Consider the following 18,157-nt stretch of genomic DNA (forward strand, 5'->3'; position numbering starts at 1 on the left):
TATTTTTAATAAAAGATGTTCTGTTCTCTTCATTATAGGATTCTATAATTAGAGAAGAGAATTTTTGAAATAAGCGATGTAATAGCCCCTTATCATTGCTTTTTTACATATAGATCTACATGCAACTTTTAAAGAATAATAACCATCAATAAAAACGCCTTCTATAGACTAAAACATATACAAATTCATCTTTCTTAAAAAAGGAGATTTTCTGATAAAAATCATTTTTTATTTTCCCGAAGATATTTTAAAATATTTTGTGGGGACGACACTCCATAAGGATCTGTAGGACAATTATCAGCAAACCCTTCTTCCTCAAACCAATGCTCTATAACTCGATCATTAACAATTGCAGCATATCGCCAAGAACGCAAACCAAAACCAACATTATCTTTGTAAACAAGCATCCCCATCTTGCGTGTAAACTCACCAGAACCATCTGGAATTAACTTAACATTCTTAAGATTTTGACTCTTCCCCCAAGCATTCATAACAAAAGCATCATTCACTGAAATACAATATATTTCATCAATACCTTCAGCACGAAATTCACCCGCAAGCTTTTCAAAATCAGGGAATTGATATGTTGAGCATGTAGGAGTAAAAGCACCTGGCAAAGAAAATAGCACAACTTTTTTGCCAGAAAAATAATCATCCGTACTTAAAGTTGCCCAACTAAAAGCTGTATTATTGTTCACTTTTTCTTCAACACGTGTATGAAATATAACTCTAGGAAGCTTTTTCTTAATCATTTATATGCCTCTATATTTTCTATAAAGAAATCTTGTTTCTCTTAATCAACGGTAAGCATAAAATAGATATTTTTTATGCAATATGCAAATAACAAACTAACATTTATCTTAATATTATGTCATGCAAAAGATCTTTTAAAGAAAATATTCAATTCAAACATTGTTTATTGCAGAAAAAATTGCACGCGTAATAGAAAGAAATTTTGTCTCTGAAAAATGATATTTTTTCATAAAAATTTGATTGCATACATCTAAAATAAAGTATATGTCTTGTAAGCCACAAAGTTATTTTTAATCTGCCCTCACTTCTTTTTAATTATAAATTAAGGGGGTGATGTAGATTTTGTGGAAATTATATGAATAATATCTCTCCTTCTTTAACATTTAATATAGATGACAATTTAGCTGTTATTTTATCAAATGTTACCAAGAAATTTGAATCAAAAAATTATAAGTTCCATGCACTTTCTAGCATTGATTGTTCGATTCATCGCCATAAAATCACTGGAATTATTGGTCGCTCTGGAGCTGGAAAATCAACTTTTATTCGTCTCATTAATAAATTAGAACAGCCTACAACAGGTAAAGTAATTGTCAATGGCGTTGATCTCACAACTCTTAATGGTTCTAGCCTACAAAAATTGCGTCGAGAAGTGAGTATGATTTTCCAACATTTTAATCTTCTTTCTTCGCGTACAGTATATGATAATGTAGCCCTACCTCTTGAGATTTCTGGATATAATAAAGAAAAAATTTATTCGCGAGTCATGCCTCTCCTTGAGCTTGTAGGAATTGCAGATAAGCGCAACCATTATCCTGTTGAACTTTCTGGAGGACAAAAGCAACGCGTTGGAATCGCGCGTGCATTAACAACACAACCAAAAATTCTACTCTCTGATGAAGCGACTTCAGCTCTTGACCCTGAGACAACCTACTATATTCTAGAGTTACTAAAAAAAATAAATTCTGAGCTTGGTCTCACCGTACTTCTCATTACCCACGAGATGGATGTAATTAAGGATGTAACTTCTTTTGTGCTTGTCCTTCATGACGGAAAAATCGTTGAAAGCGGGAAAACAATAGACATTATCAGTAATCCGCAACACAAAGTTACGAAAGGGTTGCTGAATGGCCTACCAATTTACAAGCTTCCAGAAAAACTCATCTCTAAATTTCATGATACTCCAAATTCTCAAAGCCATCAAGTTATACGTGTTTCTTTTCTGGGTGAAACCTCTGAAACGCCTCTCATTTCACAGCTTATCAAAGCTATTGAAACAGATGTAAATATCATTAGCGGTGCTATTGACGAAATAGATGGTGAAGCTTTCGGTTCCTTAGTCATTTCATATCATTATCATGCCCAACAAGCAGCACAAAACTTCTTTGAGAAACACAAATTAGTTACGGAGGCCCTAGGATATGTCAACTGATATTCTTATCCCCGTTATTTTAAAAGCTTTTCTAGAAACTTTCTATATTGTGAGTGTTTCTGGAATCATCGGAACAACAATAGGTTTGCCTATTGGTATATTTTTAGCAACGAGTCGTAAAAACGAGCTCTTTTCATTTCCTATCGCTAATAAATTAATTGGTTTAGTTGTTAATGCCTTACGCTCTGTACCATTTATAATTCTTGTTATTGCAATTATACCATTTACACGCTTGTTAACAGGCACTTCTATTGGAACTAAAGCTTCTGTTGTACCATTAACTATTTCAGCTATACCTTTTATAGCGCGATTAATTGAAACTTCCATTCGTGAAGTTAATATTGAGCTTGTTGAAACCGCACGTTCAATGGGAGCGACTCCCTTACAAATTATTACAAAAGTCCTGTTGGCAGAAGCCAAACCTGGAATAATACTCAGTTTAACAGTGACTATGATCAGCCTGATAGGCTACTCAGCGATGGTTGGAGCTGTTGGTGGTGGAGGTTTGGGAGATTTAGCAATACGTTATGGCTACCAACGTTTTATGCCAGATGTAATGTTAATTGTTGTTTTTATACTTATCATCATTGTTCAAGTCGTACAAAGTGTTGGAAACGCTTTTGCCAAGCGCTTTGATAAACGATCACGTAACAATTAAAAATATTTTTTTAAAGGAGGATTATTCATGCGTCATTTCTGGTTAGTTTTATTTCTAACATCGTTACTCTACACAACAACACAAGCAAAAGATATAAAAGTTGGCGTTTCTCCTGGAGAACATGCACAAATAATGGAAAAAGTTAAAGAAATTGCAGCCAAAAAAGGCCTCAATATCAATATCATTGAGTTTTCTGATTACATATTACCTAATCAAGCCCTTGCAAATGGAGAAATTGATGCAAATTCTTTCCAGCATAAACCTTACCTTAGCAATCAAATAGCAGATCATGCTTATGATATTGTAGATGTTGCCTATACAATTAACTCTCCTATGGGGATATACTCCAGTAAATTAAAAACGTTTAGTCAACTACCTGATAATGCTTCCATTGCTATACCCAATGACCCAACAAATGGAGGAAGAGCTCTTCTTATCTTAGCAAAGAAAGGAGTTATTAAATTAAAAGACGGTATCGGCCTTAAAGCAACTCCTAATGATATCATAGAGAATTCTAAAAAAATTAACTTTATTGAAATTGACGCCGCTCAACTGCCACGCTCTCTCAAAGATGTTGATGCTGCTGCAATTAACACGAATTACGCTATTGAAGCTGGACTAAAGCCTTCTGATGCTATTCTTAGAGAAGATAAAGACGGCCCATATAGTAATATCATTGCTGTACGAACTGAAGATAAAGATAAAGACTGGGTAAAGATCCTTATTGAAGCTTATCATAATGATGATATAAAAAAATATATTTTAAACAATTTTAAAGAAGGATCTATTATTCCGAGATGGTAATAGAAAGCTAAATTCATAATTACAACAACTTTATCAACAATCATTTCATAATCAAATAGTTGCATAGTGAATAACAACAACTTTTATTCAGTTAGAAGTTGTTGTTATGTCATTAAAATCAAAATGTAATGAGATTGAGTAAAAGAAAAATAAATTTATAACTTTTTTACCATAAAATAGTTATATTTTAAATAATGCAATTTTCAGATAGATTAAGAGGAGTATTATTGTTAGTTCATGAAAAAAAACAAAAATATCTTTAGAAATAATGGTTCTCAACAATGAATCAAAAAATTCTCCTTGCTGAAGATGATGATGATATGCGTAGATTTCTAGTGAAAGCATTAGAAAAAGCTGGTTATAAAGTTATATCCTTTGATAATGGAACAAGTGCTTATAATAGATTGCGCGAAGAGCCTTTCTCTTTACTATTAACCGATATAGTTATGCCAGAAATGGATGGAATTGAGTTGGCACGCCGAGCAACTGAACTCGATCCAGATTTAAAGGTAATGTTTATTACAGGTTTTGCAGCTGTAGCGTTAAATTCTTATTCGAATACCCCTAAAGATGCAAAAGTTCTTTCCAAACCTTTTCATCTACGCGATCTGGTTAATGAGGTAAATAAATTACTTGCTGCTTAAGCGTATAAGATGAATATGAGAGCTAAAATTTGTTGACGAAACACTATTTTTTGTCCTAAAAGATTTTAGTATATAAAAGGGCGTGTAGCTTAGTGGTAGAGCACTACGTTGACATCGTAGGGGTTGCAAGTTCGATTCTTGTCATGCCCACCATTTTTAAAAAATTCTCTCGGTTAAACTAATTTAGTTTTTATAGAGATATTTTCTTAATTTAAAATCTTGCAAGCTTGTAATTTTACAAGAATATTAAACAGTTAGACTAGCTTTCCTTTAAAAAATTTCAATTGCTCTGAGAAGGAATAAACGAAAATCAAGAAAATATTATAACTTGTAATTTGTAATTTATTTCTTGCCTTTAAAGCCCTTAGCTAATAGAAACATTTCTACTGATTCCGGCCTTGAAGCTGCTGGTTTAACATGGATAACTTGTCGAAAATTTTTCTTTAATGTATTGAGAATATTACATTCTGTACCACCCTGAAAAGTCTTAACAAGGAAATCACCACCTTCATTCAATACTTTTAAAGTAAAATACATAGCCTCTTCACATAAATGCATAGTCCGCAAGTGATCAGTTTTCTGGTGACCCGTTACCGGTGATGCCATATCAGAAATCACTAAATCTGGAGCACCCCCGATTGCTTCAAAAATAAACTCCCAATTTTCTAAATCTAAAAAGTCATTCTTGAAGATTTTAACTCCTGGAATTGGTTCCATTTCTAGAATATCTATAGCAGCAACACGCACATCATCATTACTTGAACCACTCAACTTAGCAGAAATCTGTGACCAACTTCCTGGAGCTGCACCGAGGTCAACAATGCGTCTTGCATGTTTAATGATATGATGCTTTTCATTAATTTGGAGAAGTTTATAAGCAGAACGCGCACGCCAACCCTCAAGCTTTGCTTGATGAACATAAGGATCATTGATATGTCTAGTTAACCAATGCCGTGAAGAAACCTGTATACGCCTCTTCTTTACTCTTTGGACAAGGCTACGCCCATAAGGTCTAGAATTAGGAAATGGCTTTATCATTAATACTTTCTCTATTATGTTAAATTCTTAACAACTAATACCATACGAAATAAGATAAAAATTGTTTAGCTTATCACAGCGTTAATATCTAATATTAATGCCATCACTAATCATCATATCTATTAACAAACCTTCCCGTAAACCTCGATCAGCAACACGCATACGTTTACTTGGCCAACGACGTCGTATTGCTTCCAGTATAGCACATCCCGCTAAAACCAAATCTGCTCGCTCTGCTCCAATACAAGGATTAGCAACAAGCCTCTCAAATTCCCAAGACAAAAGTTTTTTTTGCACGGATGAGATTTCAGAATTTAAAAGCCAAAGACCATCAACCTTGCGCCTGTCATAACGCAGCAAGCCAAGATTTAAACTTGCAAGAATGGTCAATGTTCCAGAAGTTCCTATAAGATAAAAATTATTACTATTCAAAGAAAACTTAGGAAAGGGACATTCAAAGCATGATAAAAAATCTTCTACTTCTTCTACCATCCTATTAAAAATCTGTATAGAAATATCGTGGCCTCCATAACGTTCTGATAAGGAAACAACTCCTACTGGCAATGATATCCAATGTGTGATATGATTGGCTAGGCACTGAGAGCGATCGTTTTCTATATTAAGGACAGCTATTTCTGATGATCCTCCGCCAATATCAAACAATACTACAGAACGAGCATCTTGACCAATTAAAGAAGAACACCCTGATACAGCCAATTTTGCTTCAGTTTTACGATCAATAATTTCAAGTTCTAATCCTGTTTCTCTCATAACACGACCGATAAAATCAGATCCATTTTTCGCTATGCGACAAGCTTCAGTAGCAATAAGTCTCATTTTTTTAACATGGCTAACTTTCATCTTCTCTGAACAAATATGCAAAGCCTCAATAGCACGATTCATAGCATCTAATGAAATCTTACCAGTAGAAGCCAAACCTTCTCCTAAACGAACAACCCGAGAGAATGAGTCAACTACATGAAATTGACCGAATTTCGCAGGCTTAGCAATTAATAAACGACAATTATTTGTACCAAGATCAAGAGCAGCATAAATATTATTAGAAATTTTATCCTTCAACCTTTTATTAGGCTTTTTATTTTGGAAAAAAAATGTGATTGGTTAGGGAAAAAAGGTCGTTGAAAAGGATTACAAAGACTATATGATCCCCCAATTCCAGGTTTAATTGATATCAATCTTTGCCTCATATGCCTCCAGTTCTCCATTTTTTTATTTTGATATTTGTCTCAAATCAGTTTATTTATAAAATTTTTATTGAAACTTCTAACTCTTTTGTAAGAGTATACTCTTTGTCGTTTTAAAGTAACAATAAAAATTTATTGTTACTTTTTTAAAGATTGGAAATAAATTTTTATATAAACTTTGAATCGGAAAATTGACATTGCATATTTATTGCTTTTATATGATAATATAACATTATAAGACATATCTTCTTATTGAGTATTTTACTTTAGGTGTTAATATGCAAAAAGAAAAAGCCTAAGGTCTTATATCTTATAAGATATAAAAGAAATTAAGCTTTAAAAAGAAAATAATGGGGAATAGTTCAACGGTAGAACGGCGGACTCTGACTCCGTTAATCTTGGTTCGAATCCAAGTTCCCCAGCCAGAAAAAATTTTTTATACTAAAGACTTTAAAATCAGATACTGATATATTTATTAAAATTTTGAATAACATTGCATTAAAAAGAAAAAACTAAAAAGATGAAATTATTTTCATCTCTATAAAATATTTCTTTAAAAATACCCGCCTCCCCACTATGACGGCTTTATTAATTAAAGCCGTCATACTAAAAAACAAAATATATTATAATTAGAATGTCCTCTGCAACCTAATAAAACCAGTAACTTGATTTTTAGCAACTTTACCAGTACTCTCAATGAACTTAGGTTGGAACTGAACACTCAACAAAGCATCCAAATTCTTTATTATCTCATAATCAAATGCTAAACCTGATCTCCAAGTATTAAGAGAAACCTTAACTGGAGCACCAGCGCTATCAGCATAGGCAGAGTATTTACCAAGACCCCAGAAATATTGGAATCCAGGAGTAATCTTAAACTTGTCAGTAACATGCAACTGATACCCAACAGCTAAAGAAGCCCTGGAAACACCATAATAGTAGTTCATACCATTTGCGAACACAGCAGCAACTTCTAATGTACCTGGACCTACTTCAGAGCTTACAATACCACGAACAGCGGCTTTCTTGGTACCACCATCATATCCCGCTATAACATTAGCCTTTACAGGACCAAAAGCAGCAGAAAGCTTTCCTCCTACTCCAATATCCTTATTTCCATATCTTCCTAAACCATCCAAAGAAATACCTGCGCCAAAGAGACCAGCATTATATGTATAGGATGCTGAAACAAGTCTCGTTTCATCATTGGCAAGCGTATCAGTTTCTCCTACGATATCATCATCCCACCAACCCCTAAAGTAACCAACTTTAAAACCACTTAAGCTTAAATAACCTTGATTCAAAAATACTGAACGAGATGTTGAATTACGTCCATCTGCACGTAGACTAATCAAAGAACTAAGATCACCTAATTCTGTATCAGTTTTTGCATTAAGGTCAACCTGAGCGCGTGCAAAAGCATCCCAAGACCTTAGATTTCCGGCAGTTCCATATTGATTTTTACCATAGTCACCTTCAAATCGAAGATAACCACCTATCTTGAAGCAAGTTTCAGAACCAGGAAGATAAAAATACCCTGAACCAAAAGCTTCACAAACACGCACACCTTCAGCAGTCTCAGGCTCAGCTTTTACAGCATCAGCTGCTTTAGCAGAAGAAACAGCCAGCAAACAAGCTACTGAGCTCAGTAACACATTTTTAATTTTCATAAACAACTCTCCCTCAAAGCTTCATTTAAACAATTATTACACAATAAAAATATAGAAGAAAAACACATAACTCATTATGAACCAAAATACAGAAAATAAAAAAAGGTGCAATTGATAATTAAAAAAAATTAACGATCTTTAACATAGTCTTTCACAAATGTTGCATAAAAACAACAAGTATTTTACGCTTACTGCATTAAAAGGCAAAACTATTCTCATTAAAATACAGAAGTAATCACTAAAATAACTGATTTTTAATATAATATTAATTGATCAGGAAGATTCCTTAGAGAAAGGATGTTCTAGAATCCTATTAATAATGATCAATATTTTTGCTTTATCAAATAATAAAAGTTCTTTTATCAAGATAAGATAAAACCCCACTACCCAACATAGGCTTCGCAAAATAATGCCCCTGAAATAAGTTATACCCTATTTCTGATAGAATTTGTACTTGATTAATATTTTCCACACCTTCAGCAATGCAATCCAATCCCATATCCTTACATAACAAGCTAAGGAATTTTACTATTTTATAGCTATTGCCATCACCTTCTATATCTTGAACAAAGATACGACTAATCTTGATCTTTTTAAGTGGAAGACCATGTAAATGAGATAGACTTGAATACCCTGTACCAAAATCATCAAGAACAATATTAGCCCCTACATCACGCAATCGTTTTAAGTTCTGGCATGCTAATTCAAGATTATAGGTGATTGCTGTTTCAGTAAGCTCAAAATCAATCCGAGAAGGATCAATTCCTGTTTCAGGAAAAACAGAGAGAATCTTATCTATTTGTCCCGGAGTACAGATATCATAAGCAGATAAATTAAAATTTATCCGAATATTAGAGCTCCATTTAATAACATCTTGCAATGCCTTACGTAAAAGTACTGGTGTAATAGAAGTAATCAACCCTGACTGCTCAGCCAAAACGATAAAAATTTCAGGAGAAACTTCGTCAATAACAGGACTTCGCAAACGCATTAAACATTCAAAAGCCACGACCTTATTGGATTGTTTTTCTATAATTGGCTGGTAAACAATATAAAACTCTTTCTCTAAATTAGCTTGACACAAAACCTTCTGCACAAATCCTTGTTCCTTAATTTTTTTCTCATGATCACTATTGAAAACAATAGCTCGACTACGACCATGGTGCTTGGAATAATAAAGTGCGTAATCAGCATATTTATAAAGCAAATCAATATTATTCGTTACTTTTGGATAAGACGCATAACCAATAGAACATCCCAATACCAAAGGAATAGAACCAAATGAAAATGGAACTTTAATAGTATTAATAACTCTTGTAGCTATCTCTAAAAGAGCTTCTTGATTCATTTTTCTGGAAATAATAATTCCGAATTCATCACCCCCCAGCCTATAAATAGCTGAACATTTTCCTACAGTCTCTTCAAGACGTTTAGCTGCACAACACAAAACATGATCACCTGCAATATGGCCATAAAGGTTGTTAATAGATTTAAAATTATCAAGATCAACTATACCTATAGAAAAATCCAAGTCCTTTCCTGAATTTTTCTCAGAAAGCATTTTAAGATCTTCAAAAAAACAACGCCGATTAGGTAAACCGGTTAAAATATCTATATTAGCCATCCGAAAATGATTCTCACTCAAACGTATAAAGTCATTACGTTGTTGAGCGAGTTCATTCCTAGAATTAACAAGTGCTATGAAATTTTCAGAAGATTGTATTGCTGTATAAAGGACTAAAATTAAAATTATAAAACTTTCAATTCCTAAAAATAAAGCAGCTCCTGAACTCTGAGTATATAGAATCCATAAAAATATAGGCTGTATTAAAATAGCCAATATTACAATCAATTGTCGTAAATTCAATATACATATTAAAGTAGATATCACGGATATAATATATGAAAAAAATAAAATAAATTTTGTCTCTGTATTTCCATAAATTGCTAATAAAGCAAACCAAAAGCTCAAAACAATAGCAAGAAAACAAAAATTAAACAAAAAACACGCAACTTATTCGTTAATTCAGATACTTTTAAAAAATCTTTAGTTGAATAAAGCCACCAATACAACAATGTCAAAGAAACTGGAATATACAACAGTATAGGGAATAAAACTGTTATCCAAAAAGGGGCAAGAATAAAATACCTATATGCCTGCAAACAAGAAATGAATACAAGTATAAAATAACAAACGATTCCCTTTTCAACTGTTTCTTCATATTGCGCTCTCAGAAGTTCTGGTTGCGATAGGTCAATCATAAATATTTTATCAATTAGAGAACTAAACCTCTTATTTATCTGCATGATTAAAGTAGTCATCTACAATCTTCTAAAAAATTCAGTAAAGAAAGAATATAAAAGAACATATCTCTTTATATTATAAATAAATCCTTATAAAAGAGTTCTCTAAGAGAGATAGAGCAATCATTATATTGATAAAATTCCGCAGACTGGTTTAAAAAAACCTTTTTATAGATTGTATAAGAAAGTACAAGCAACTATCATTGCTAAAAAATATATTTCTTCACACTGAAAAGATCCTAATGTAAGTTCAGAGCTTTTAAAATATCTATAGAAGGTATAAACTAAAGAGAAAACAGTCTTTTAGAGAAAATTTTAATAGAAAAAATACTTTCACCAATACAAAAAACACACAAATAATTCTTTAAGAAATCATTTTAAATCTTTTTTGAAATTAAGTACGCAACAGCGCTCCTGTCGTTTTAAAAACATTATCTATTATACGCTGTGTTAATAAATTGAAATCATCTTCAGACAATGTCTTCTTCAAAGGCTGTATCGTTACTTCAAGAGCAACAGATTTTTTTCCCTTACCAAGATTCTCTCTCTCAAATACATCAAAGACTGTAACATCTATAATAAGCTTACGATCAGAATTCATCACAGAGCTAACTAATGAACTACTCGATACAAACTTATCTACAACAAAAGCAAAATCACGCTTAATTGGTTGAAAAGGTGATAGAGTTAAAACCGGTTTTGTCGAAATATTCTTTTTCCTTGAGACTGGAATAGAGTCAAGATAAATTTCAAAACCACATACGTTTCCTGATAAGCCTAATGCTTCTAAAGTTTTAGGATGAAACTCACCAAAATGACCAAGTGTAATTTTTTCTCCTATCTTAATTAAACCAGAACGTCCAGGATGATACCAAGAAGGAGCATTTGTTTCAATTCGAATAGAACTGACAGACATAAAGGCCTCGATCACAGATAAAGCATCTGCCTTAGCATCAAATACATCTACAAATTTACCATTTTTATTTTCTTTTTCAGACCAAAACCGCCCAGAACCACCTATAACTGCACTTCCCCTTCTAACACCACTGGCAACACATCGCTGTCCTTCAGGTAAATCATTTTCATAAAGATGAGATACTTCAAAAATAGCAACATCAGTAAAAGCACGATCAACATTGCGACCAACAGCTGCCAACAAACCTGGAAGTAAGGAAGGTCTCATATGCGACATCTCTTTAGAAATGGGATTCGCAAGCTCTACCTCACAACTTTCACCTCTAAAAAGTGTGGCATCTAGCTTAGGTATAAAAGATAAAGTCACAACTTCCATCATGGCTCTCATTGCCAGAACTCGTTTAGCCAAACGAGTTCTGCTTTGCTGTAAGGTTAAAGCGTTATGTACAACTCTCTGACTCTGAACAAGAGGCTTTCCAAAAATTTTATCAACCCCATAAATTCTTAATATTTCCTCAACCAAATCAGCCTTACCTTCAATATCTAAACGCCAAGAAGGAACTGAAACAAGAACTTCTTCTTCTTCTGAAATCTCTATAATAAATCCAAGATTTTTCAAAATAGCAAGGCTCTCTTCATGAGAAATTGATAATCCTGTCAGCCTCATTACCTCTGAAACCGAGAATTTAATCTTGCGTAATTTAGACATCAAAAAATTTTTAACGATAACTGGAGAAGCTTTTCCCTCACATAATTCAATAATAAACTCAGTTGCTTGATCAAGAGCACGGATCATATCTTGCGGATCAACACCTCTCTCAAAACGATACCTTGAATCTGTCATGATACCCAAAGAACGACCAGTATGAGCTATATTCAAAGAATTCCATAAAGATGATTCTATAAGAACATCTGTAGTGTTGTCATCACAACAAGAATTCATGCTACTAATAATCCCTGCAATAGCCGCAACACCGTTATCTGAAGCAATAACCACCTGATCAGAAGATAATTCGTATTCACGATCACAAAGAACCTTAATTTTTTCATTATGACGCCCTCGACGTATAACAAGATCCCCTTTTAGTTTAGCAGCATCAAAAATATGCACAGGATAACCTTGATCAAAAGTTATATAATTAGCAATATCCACAAGAGCATTAACAGGGCGCACCCCTATAGCGTCTAATCGTCTACGCATCCATTTCGGTGAAGGACCATTTCGAACTCCCCGCACGAGACGCATAGAAAACCCTTGACAAAAATTAGGTTCATCCAATTCAAAACGAACATCTAATGGCATTACATTATCAAAGATTAAAAAAGATGGAACAGAACGTTCTTTAAGAATCCCCAAGCCAGAAGCAGCAAGATCACGAGCAATACCATAAACGCCTGCACAATCTGATCGGTTTGGTGTCAAAGCAATTTCAATGATTGGATCAGATAAACCGTCTTCATAATTACCAAAACATACCCCTACAGGAGAATCAGAAGAAAGTTCTATAATACCAAGATGATTATCAGAAAGCATAAGTTCCTTTTCGGAACACATCATACCACAACTTTCAACACCTCGAATTTTACTTACATCAATCCTAATTCCTAATCCTGGGATATCACTTCCTGGAGGAGCCCAAACGCCCTTCATACCAATACGAACATTCAAAGCCCCACAAACCACCTGAACTGGTAGTTCTTGACCTATATCTACTTTTAAAACCATAAGATGATCTGCATCAGGATGCTTCCAACACGATAACACCTGTCCAATGATCAAAGATGAAAAAATTTTTCGATTATCGACATTTTCAACTTCAAGACCAATAGAAGTCAAACGATCACAGATCTGTTCAAGACCAGCATCAGTATCAAGATAATTTTTTAACCAAGAAAGTGTAAACTTCAAGGGTTTCAATCCTTTATGAACTTAACCCCGCAAAAAGCGTTGGCATATCAATCGGAGAAAAACCATAATGGTTTATCCAACGAACATCAGAGCTGAAAAAATCACGCATATCCGGCATACCATACTTTAGCATGGTTATACGCTCAAGACCTATTCCCCAAGCAAATCCTTGATATACATCAGAATCTATACCAACACCTTGTAAAACCTTAGGATGAACCATACCACAACCGAGTATTTCCATCCATTTCGTTCCTTCATCGAATCTTATAACACCATTAAAATGACTGCACTGAATATCTACTTCAAATGAAGGCTCTGTAAAAGGGAAAAAGGATGGACGAAAACGCATCTTTACTGATGGAACTTCAAAGAAAGAGGCACAAAAAGTTTCTAAAACCCAACGAAGGTTTGCTACATTGGCTATTTTATCAACAACAAGACCTTCAACTTGATGAAACATAGGAGAATGTGTAGCATCAGAATCTCGACGATATGTTCTACCAGGAACAATAATTCTTATTGGCAGTGACTGCTTTTCCATAACACGGATCTGTACAGGTGAAGTATGCGTACGCAAAACCTTACGCTCTCCTCCCTCCGAAACTTGAGAGAGAAAAAAAGTATCATGCATATCACGTGCAGGATGATCTTCTGGAAAATTCAAAGCGGTAAAATTATAATAATTTGTCTCAATATCAGGTCCTTCTGCCAAGACAAAACCCATATCATAAAAAATAGCTGTTACCTCATCTAAAACCTGTGTAATTGGATGAATCCGACCACGTTTTACAGAGGACGAACGAACTGGTAATGTTACATCAACGACTTCAGAAGCCAAACGCAGCTCTAGAGCCTTATTTCTTATTACAGTCTTACGAAGGGAAATAGCTTCAGAAATCTCATCTTTCAGTTTATTGAAAGCAGCACCTTGAAGCTTCATTGTATCTAAATCTAATTCCTTAAGTTGCTTTAGCAATATGTTAAAAGAACCATTCTTGCCAAATGCTGCAACACGAACAGCATCAAGCTCATCCTCATTATTAGAAGAAGAAATAGAATCAAGAAGGTGTATTCTTAATTCACTAAAGTCATCCATTAAAGATTTAACCTTTGTATACTGAAAACAACCATAAAACTCTTTAAAAATCCAAAAAGCTCAACCGCCTCTTTAAGCAGCAGATTTAAACTTTTTATCAAGATTCTTTATCAAGAGAGGGTAATTTACTAATAGCAATGTCAACAATCTTATGGAAAGCTTCTGGTTGACTAATTGCCATATCAGATAAAATCTTACGATCAATTTTAATATCTGCTTTATTCAAGCCATTCATAAATCTAGAATATGTCAATCCATAAAAACGTACAGCGGCATTAATCCTTTGTATCCAAAGAGACCTGAAATCTCTTTTCCTAAGCTTACGATGACAATAAGCATATTGCATAGCACGATCTACAGCAGCTTTTGCGGCACGTATTGTATTTTTACGACGACCATAAAAACCCTTTGCTAACTTTAAAACCTTCTTATGCTTAGCGTTAGTAGTAACGCCTCTCTTCACACGAGTCATTAAACTATTTCCTTATATATACCCCTCACCAAAAAATCAGAGACCATTTGGAAGATAATGCATTATCACTTTCTTTGCATCATAATTAGAAAGAACCATAGTGCCACGTGCCTCACGAATAAACTTATTGGATCTTTTTATCATTCCATGACGCTTCCCTGCTGCTTGTGCCTTTACTTTCCCACTAGCAGTAATTTTAAACCGTTTCTTAGCAGAAGAATTTGTTTTCATTTTAGGCATTCTTTACTCCACTTCCTAAAGGATAACAAATAATTAAAATGCACCCCCTAAGTTTAATATTCCAAAACCATTGATCACGCATGTCAGATTATTTATACTAATAAACTACAGACATCTTATAAATTCAACAAATATTTATCACTCTTATAAAGAAAGACACTATTATGAAGGATAAAAAATAAGATTACCTTGGAGCCAAAACCATCATCACTTGACGACCTTCAAGTTTAGGATCAGTTTCAACTTTGGCTACATCCTGTATTTGATCTTTAATTTTCATAAAAAGCTTCATTCCAAGATCTTGATGTGCCATTTCACGCCCACGAAATTTAAGAGTCAGCTTTACCTTATGACCATCTTCAAAGAATCTTCTCATAGCCTTCATCTTGACCTCATAATCATGAGTATCAATGTTAGGACGCATCTTTATTTCTTTAACTTCTATAATTTTCTGCTTTTTTCTTGCCTCTGCTGCCTTCTTTTGATTTGAATATTTTAACTTACCTAAATCCAATATTTTACAAACAGGAGGATTGGTATTTGATGAAATCTCCATAAGATCAAGCCCAGCCTCTTCCGCCATACGTAAAGCGTCACTAGTACTTACTTCCCCCATATTGTGTCCATCAGCATTTATCAGTTGGACTTTTGGCACACGTATTGCCTTATTCACACGTGGTCCATCTTTTGCATATGGATCCGCCCTAAATATCCTGCGAATTGTCTTGTTCTCCTTAATTGTACTCCTGACCTAATTATAAAATGGTATTATCATACATTTGAAGTCAAGAGTCTAAATCTCTAAACAGCTTATAATTTATTAAATTATAACATTATTTATTTAACTCAGAGGACCTTGATCCTCAATTTTACACAAAGAAAAATAAAATTAAACTTTCTACACAAATTGCCATCCAATTATTTCCTCCCTAAACATATAACAAACATTGTATATCTTTTTACTTTAAATCTCAAGCTTACCTATTAACTGGAGTTATTAAAGCGTCGTTTTACAAATAACCTAATATTCAGTTTTAACCGTTAATTACTGCAAGTATCACATAAAGTATAAAATACATATCTCCAAAATGTACCATACATAAAAACATGCTGGATTTATCTGTATGTCCTTGATATAGGCTAAAGGTTGACTTTTAATTATCAAATATCTGTAACCATGAGCAATAATGTATAAAGAACAAAGCCCCCTTTCAAACATACGCAACTTTTCTATTGTAGCCCATATTGATCATGGAAAGTCAACACTTGCAGATCGATTGATCCAATATTGTGGAGGACTTACTGAACGTGAAATGTCAGAACAAGTACTTGATAACATGGATATCGAACGCGAACGTGGTATTACCATAAAAGCACAAACTGTACGCCTTGATTATAAAGGAAATGATGGGAAAAGCTATATTCTCAATCTCATTGATACGCCTGGTCATGTGGATTTCACCTATGAAGTCTCTCGCTCGCTCTCCGCCTGTGAAGGATCTCTTCTTGTTGTAGATGCTAGCCAAGGTGTAGAAGCCCAAACACTTGCTAATGTTTATCAAGCCATTAACAATAACCATGAAATCATAACTGTATTAAACAAGGTTGATCTCCCTGCTGCGGAACCCGATCGTGTAAAAAAACAAATCACAGATGTAATAGGAATTGATTCAGAAGATTCTATCCTTATTTCAGCTAAAACAGGTCAAGGCATTCCTGATGTTCTTGAAGCAATAATTCAAAGATTACCTGCGCCCTTAAGTCCCGGAGGAGCAACTTCCCCTCTCAAAGCTTTACTGATTGACAGTTGGTACAATAGCTATCTTGGAGTTATTGTGATAGCCAGAATTATAGACGGAAAGCTCTCCAAAGGTCAAACAATACGCATGATGGGAACAGGAGCAAAATATCAAATTGAACGCGTCGGGGTTCTTACTCCTAAAATGGTGGATGTAGAAACTCTTTATCCAGGAGAAATTGGTTTTATTACTGCTTCTATTAAAGAAGTTTCTGATACCCGTGTCGGTGATACAATAACTGATGATCGCCGACCAACAGCTTTAGCCCTTCCCGGCTTCAAACCTATACAACCAGTAGTATTTTGTGGCCTATTTCCTGTTGATTCTACTCATTTTGAAAATCTCCGTGCAGCTATAGGAAAATTACGTCTTAACGATGCTTCATTTACATTTGAAATGGAGCGGTCAGCAGCCCTTGGATTTGGATTTCGATGCGGCTTTCTTGGTCTTCTTCATCTGGAAATTATTCAAGAACGTCTTGAACGAGAGTTCAATCTAGATCTTATAGGAACTTCTCCTTCTGTCATCTATCATCTGACCATGCAAGATGGCAGTGAAATAGCGCTAGGAAATCCTGCTGACATGCCAGATATTGTTAAAATTGCTGAATTCAAAGAACCATGGATTAAAGTAACGATCATAACTCCAGACGAATATCTAGGCTCTATCCTTAAACTTTGCCAAGATCGACGTGGTATCCAAATTGAAATAAGCTACATTGGCAACCGAATTATCATATCATACGAATTACCTCTTAATGAAGTTGTATTTGATTTTTATGATCGACTGAAATCTCTTTCTAAAGGATACGCATCTTTTGATTACAGTTTGATAGATTATCGTGAAAGTGATTTGGTTAAATTATCTATCTTGGTAAACGACGAAGTAATCGAAGCTCTATCTTTACTTGTACACCGTTCAGTTGCTGAAAAGCGTGGAAGAAATATTTGTGAAAAACTAAAGGAACTTATTCCACAACAAATGTTTCAAATTGCAATCCAAGCAGCTATTGGCGGGCGTATTATTGCTCGTGAAACAGTAAAAGCACGCCGTAAAGATGTAACTGCAAAATGCTATGGTGGTGATGCTACACGCAAACGTAAACTCCTTGAAAAGCAAAAAGAAGGGAAAAAACGTATGCGCCGCTTTGGTAAAGTAGAAATACCTCAACAAGCTTTTACTGCTGTATTAAAAAGAACTGATGAATAACAATAT

Annotated in this window: 15 protein-coding genes, 2 tRNA genes and 1 pseudogene; 7 read left to right on the forward strand and 11 right to left on the reverse strand. The window is 34.2% G+C overall.

The genetic code is table 11. The features are described from left to right. Positions 1–221 precede the first annotated feature (221 nt). Entirely contained in the window at positions 222–752 is a 531-nt protein-coding gene (locus B488_RS05115; protein ID WP_015273470.1) for a peroxiredoxin, read from the reverse strand. 356 nt (positions 753–1,108) lie between these two features. Between B488_RS05115 and B488_RS05120 the strand changes: the two genes are divergently transcribed. The 5 genes from B488_RS05120 (at position 1,109) to B488_RS05140 (ending at position 4,444) form a co-directional block, all read left to right on the forward strand. Next, positions 1,109–2,185: a methionine ABC transporter ATP-binding protein gene (locus tag B488_RS05120; protein ID WP_015273471.1), complete on the forward strand. Its 1,077-nt coding sequence runs from the start codon at positions 1,109–1,111 to the stop codon at positions 2,183–2,185. Further along, positions 2,175–2,843 (forward strand): methionine ABC transporter permease, encoded by a 669-nt coding sequence (locus B488_RS05125; RefSeq protein ID WP_015273472.1) that lies wholly within the window; start codon positions 2,175–2,177, stop codon positions 2,841–2,843. The genes B488_RS05120 and B488_RS05125 overlap by 11 nt, the downstream gene beginning before the upstream one ends. 27 nt (positions 2,844–2,870) lie before the next feature. Further along, entirely contained in the window at positions 2,871–3,647 is a 777-nt protein-coding gene (locus B488_RS05130; RefSeq protein WP_015273473.1) for a MetQ/NlpA family ABC transporter substrate-binding protein, read from the forward strand. A 281-nt stretch (positions 3,648–3,928) separates the two neighbouring features. Then, positions 3,929–4,291, forward strand: coding sequence for a cell cycle two-component system response regulator CpdR (gene cpdR / locus B488_RS05135; RefSeq protein WP_015273474.1), 363 nt, complete (start codon positions 3,929–3,931; stop codon positions 4,289–4,291). Between the two features lie 78 nt (positions 4,292–4,369). Beyond that, positions 4,370–4,444: transfer RNA gene (locus B488_RS05140), tRNA-Val, on the forward strand. 189 nt (positions 4,445–4,633) lie between these two features. Here B488_RS05140 and B488_RS05145 read toward each other — a convergent pair. Both B488_RS05145 and B488_RS05150 read right to left on the reverse strand, forming a co-directional pair. Next, on the reverse strand, positions 4,634–5,329 hold the full coding sequence (locus tag B488_RS05145; protein WP_015273475.1) for an RlmE family RNA methyltransferase: 696 nt from the start codon (positions 5,327–5,329) through the stop codon (positions 4,634–4,636). Between the two features lie 81 nt (positions 5,330–5,410). Then, positions 5,411–6,385: pseudogene (locus B488_RS05150) on the reverse strand (Ppx/GppA phosphatase family protein); the annotation flags it as partial. Between the two features lie 500 nt (positions 6,386–6,885). On the opposite strand from B488_RS05150, the gene B488_RS05155 reads away from it, so the two are divergent. Then, positions 6,886–6,959 (forward strand) — tRNA-Gln (locus B488_RS05155). Positions 6,960–7,163: 204 nt separating this feature from the next. On the opposite strand, the gene B488_RS05160 is transcribed toward B488_RS05155, so the two are convergent. From B488_RS05160 to infC, 8 genes are all read right to left on the reverse strand, one after another. Then, a complete protein-coding gene (locus B488_RS05160; RefSeq protein WP_015273477.1) occupies positions 7,164–8,204 on the reverse strand; it encodes a porin in 1,041 nt (346 codons plus the stop codon). 340 nt (positions 8,205–8,544) lie between these two features. Further along, on the reverse strand, positions 8,545–10,044 hold the full coding sequence (locus B488_RS05165; protein WP_015273478.1) for a putative bifunctional diguanylate cyclase/phosphodiesterase: 1,500 nt from the start codon (positions 10,042–10,044) through the stop codon (positions 8,545–8,547). Between the two features lie 128 nt (positions 10,045–10,172). Continuing rightward, positions 10,173–10,466 (reverse strand): hypothetical protein, encoded by a 294-nt coding sequence (locus B488_RS05170; protein WP_144049209.1) that lies wholly within the window; start codon positions 10,464–10,466, stop codon positions 10,173–10,175. A gap of 436 nt (positions 10,467–10,902) precedes the next feature. Then, the gene (pheT, locus tag B488_RS05175; RefSeq protein WP_015273480.1) at positions 10,903–13,332 is read right to left on the reverse strand and encodes a phenylalanine--tRNA ligase subunit beta; all 2,430 of its coding nucleotides are present in this window, start codon (positions 13,330–13,332) and stop codon (positions 10,903–10,905) included. 13 nt (positions 13,333–13,345) lie between these two features. Further along, positions 13,346–14,431 (reverse strand): phenylalanine--tRNA ligase subunit alpha, encoded by a 1,086-nt coding sequence (pheS, locus tag B488_RS05180; protein ID WP_015273481.1) that lies wholly within the window; start codon positions 14,429–14,431, stop codon positions 13,346–13,348. Positions 14,432–14,528: 97 nt separating this feature from the next. Continuing rightward, on the reverse strand, positions 14,529–14,903 hold the full coding sequence (gene rplT / locus B488_RS05185) for a 50S ribosomal protein L20 (protein ID WP_015273482.1): 375 nt from the start codon (positions 14,901–14,903) through the stop codon (positions 14,529–14,531). 36 nt (positions 14,904–14,939) lie between these two features. Beyond that, positions 14,940–15,143, reverse strand: coding sequence for a 50S ribosomal protein L35 (gene rpmI, locus B488_RS05190; RefSeq protein ID WP_041770764.1), 204 nt, complete (start codon positions 15,141–15,143; stop codon positions 14,940–14,942). A 184-nt stretch (positions 15,144–15,327) separates the two neighbouring features. Continuing rightward, positions 15,328–15,864 carry a translation initiation factor IF-3 gene (gene infC, locus B488_RS05195; RefSeq protein ID WP_041770766.1) on the reverse strand — a complete coding sequence of 179 codons (537 nt, stop codon included), beginning with the start codon at positions 15,862–15,864 and terminating at the stop codon, positions 15,328–15,330. 466 nt (positions 15,865–16,330) lie between these two features. Here infC and lepA point away from each other — a divergent pair, with 466 nt between their 5' ends. Next, complete coding sequence (gene lepA, locus B488_RS05200) at positions 16,331–18,151, forward strand: translation elongation factor 4 (protein WP_015273485.1); 1,821 nt, start codon at positions 16,331–16,333, stop codon at positions 18,149–18,151. Positions 18,152–18,157 lie beyond the last annotated feature (6 nt).

The sequence above is a fragment of the Liberibacter crescens BT-1 genome, from assembly GCF_000325745.1.
Classification (GTDB): domain Bacteria; phylum Pseudomonadota; class Alphaproteobacteria; order Rhizobiales; family Rhizobiaceae; genus Liberibacter; species Liberibacter crescens.

Coding starts and splice junctions, on each gene's coding strand:
- rplT (WP_015273482.1), bottom strand. CDS start 14,903: ATGACTCGTGTGAAGAGAGGCGTTACTACTAACGCTAAGCATAAGAAG.
- B488_RS05170 (WP_144049209.1), bottom strand. CDS start 10,466: ATGATTGACCTATCGCAACCAGAACTTCTGAGAGCGCAATATGAAGAA.
- B488_RS05130 (WP_015273473.1), top strand. CDS start 2,871: ATGCGTCATTTCTGGTTAGTTTTATTTCTAACATCGTTACTCTACACA.
- lepA (WP_015273485.1), top strand. CDS start 16,331: ATGTATAAAGAACAAAGCCCCCTTTCAAACATACGCAACTTTTCTATT.
- B488_RS05120 (WP_015273471.1), top strand. CDS start 1,109: ATGAATAATATCTCTCCTTCTTTAACATTTAATATAGATGACAATTTA.
- B488_RS05160 (WP_015273477.1), bottom strand. CDS start 8,204: ATGAAAATTAAAAATGTGTTACTGAGCTCAGTAGCTTGTTTGCTGGCT.
- B488_RS05115 (WP_015273470.1), bottom strand. CDS start 752: ATGATTAAGAAAAAGCTTCCTAGAGTTATATTTCATACACGTGTTGAA.
- B488_RS05145 (WP_015273475.1), bottom strand. CDS start 5,329: ATGATAAAGCCATTTCCTAATTCTAGACCTTATGGGCGTAGCCTTGTC.
- cpdR (WP_015273474.1), top strand. CDS start 3,929: ATGAATCAAAAAATTCTCCTTGCTGAAGATGATGATGATATGCGTAGA.
- pheS (WP_015273481.1), bottom strand. CDS start 14,431: ATGGATGACTTTAGTGAATTAAGAATACACCTTCTTGATTCTATTTCT.
- rpmI (WP_041770764.1), bottom strand. CDS start 15,143: ATGCCTAAAATGAAAACAAATTCTTCTGCTAAGAAACGGTTTAAAATT.
- B488_RS05125 (WP_015273472.1), top strand. CDS start 2,175: ATGTCAACTGATATTCTTATCCCCGTTATTTTAAAAGCTTTTCTAGAA.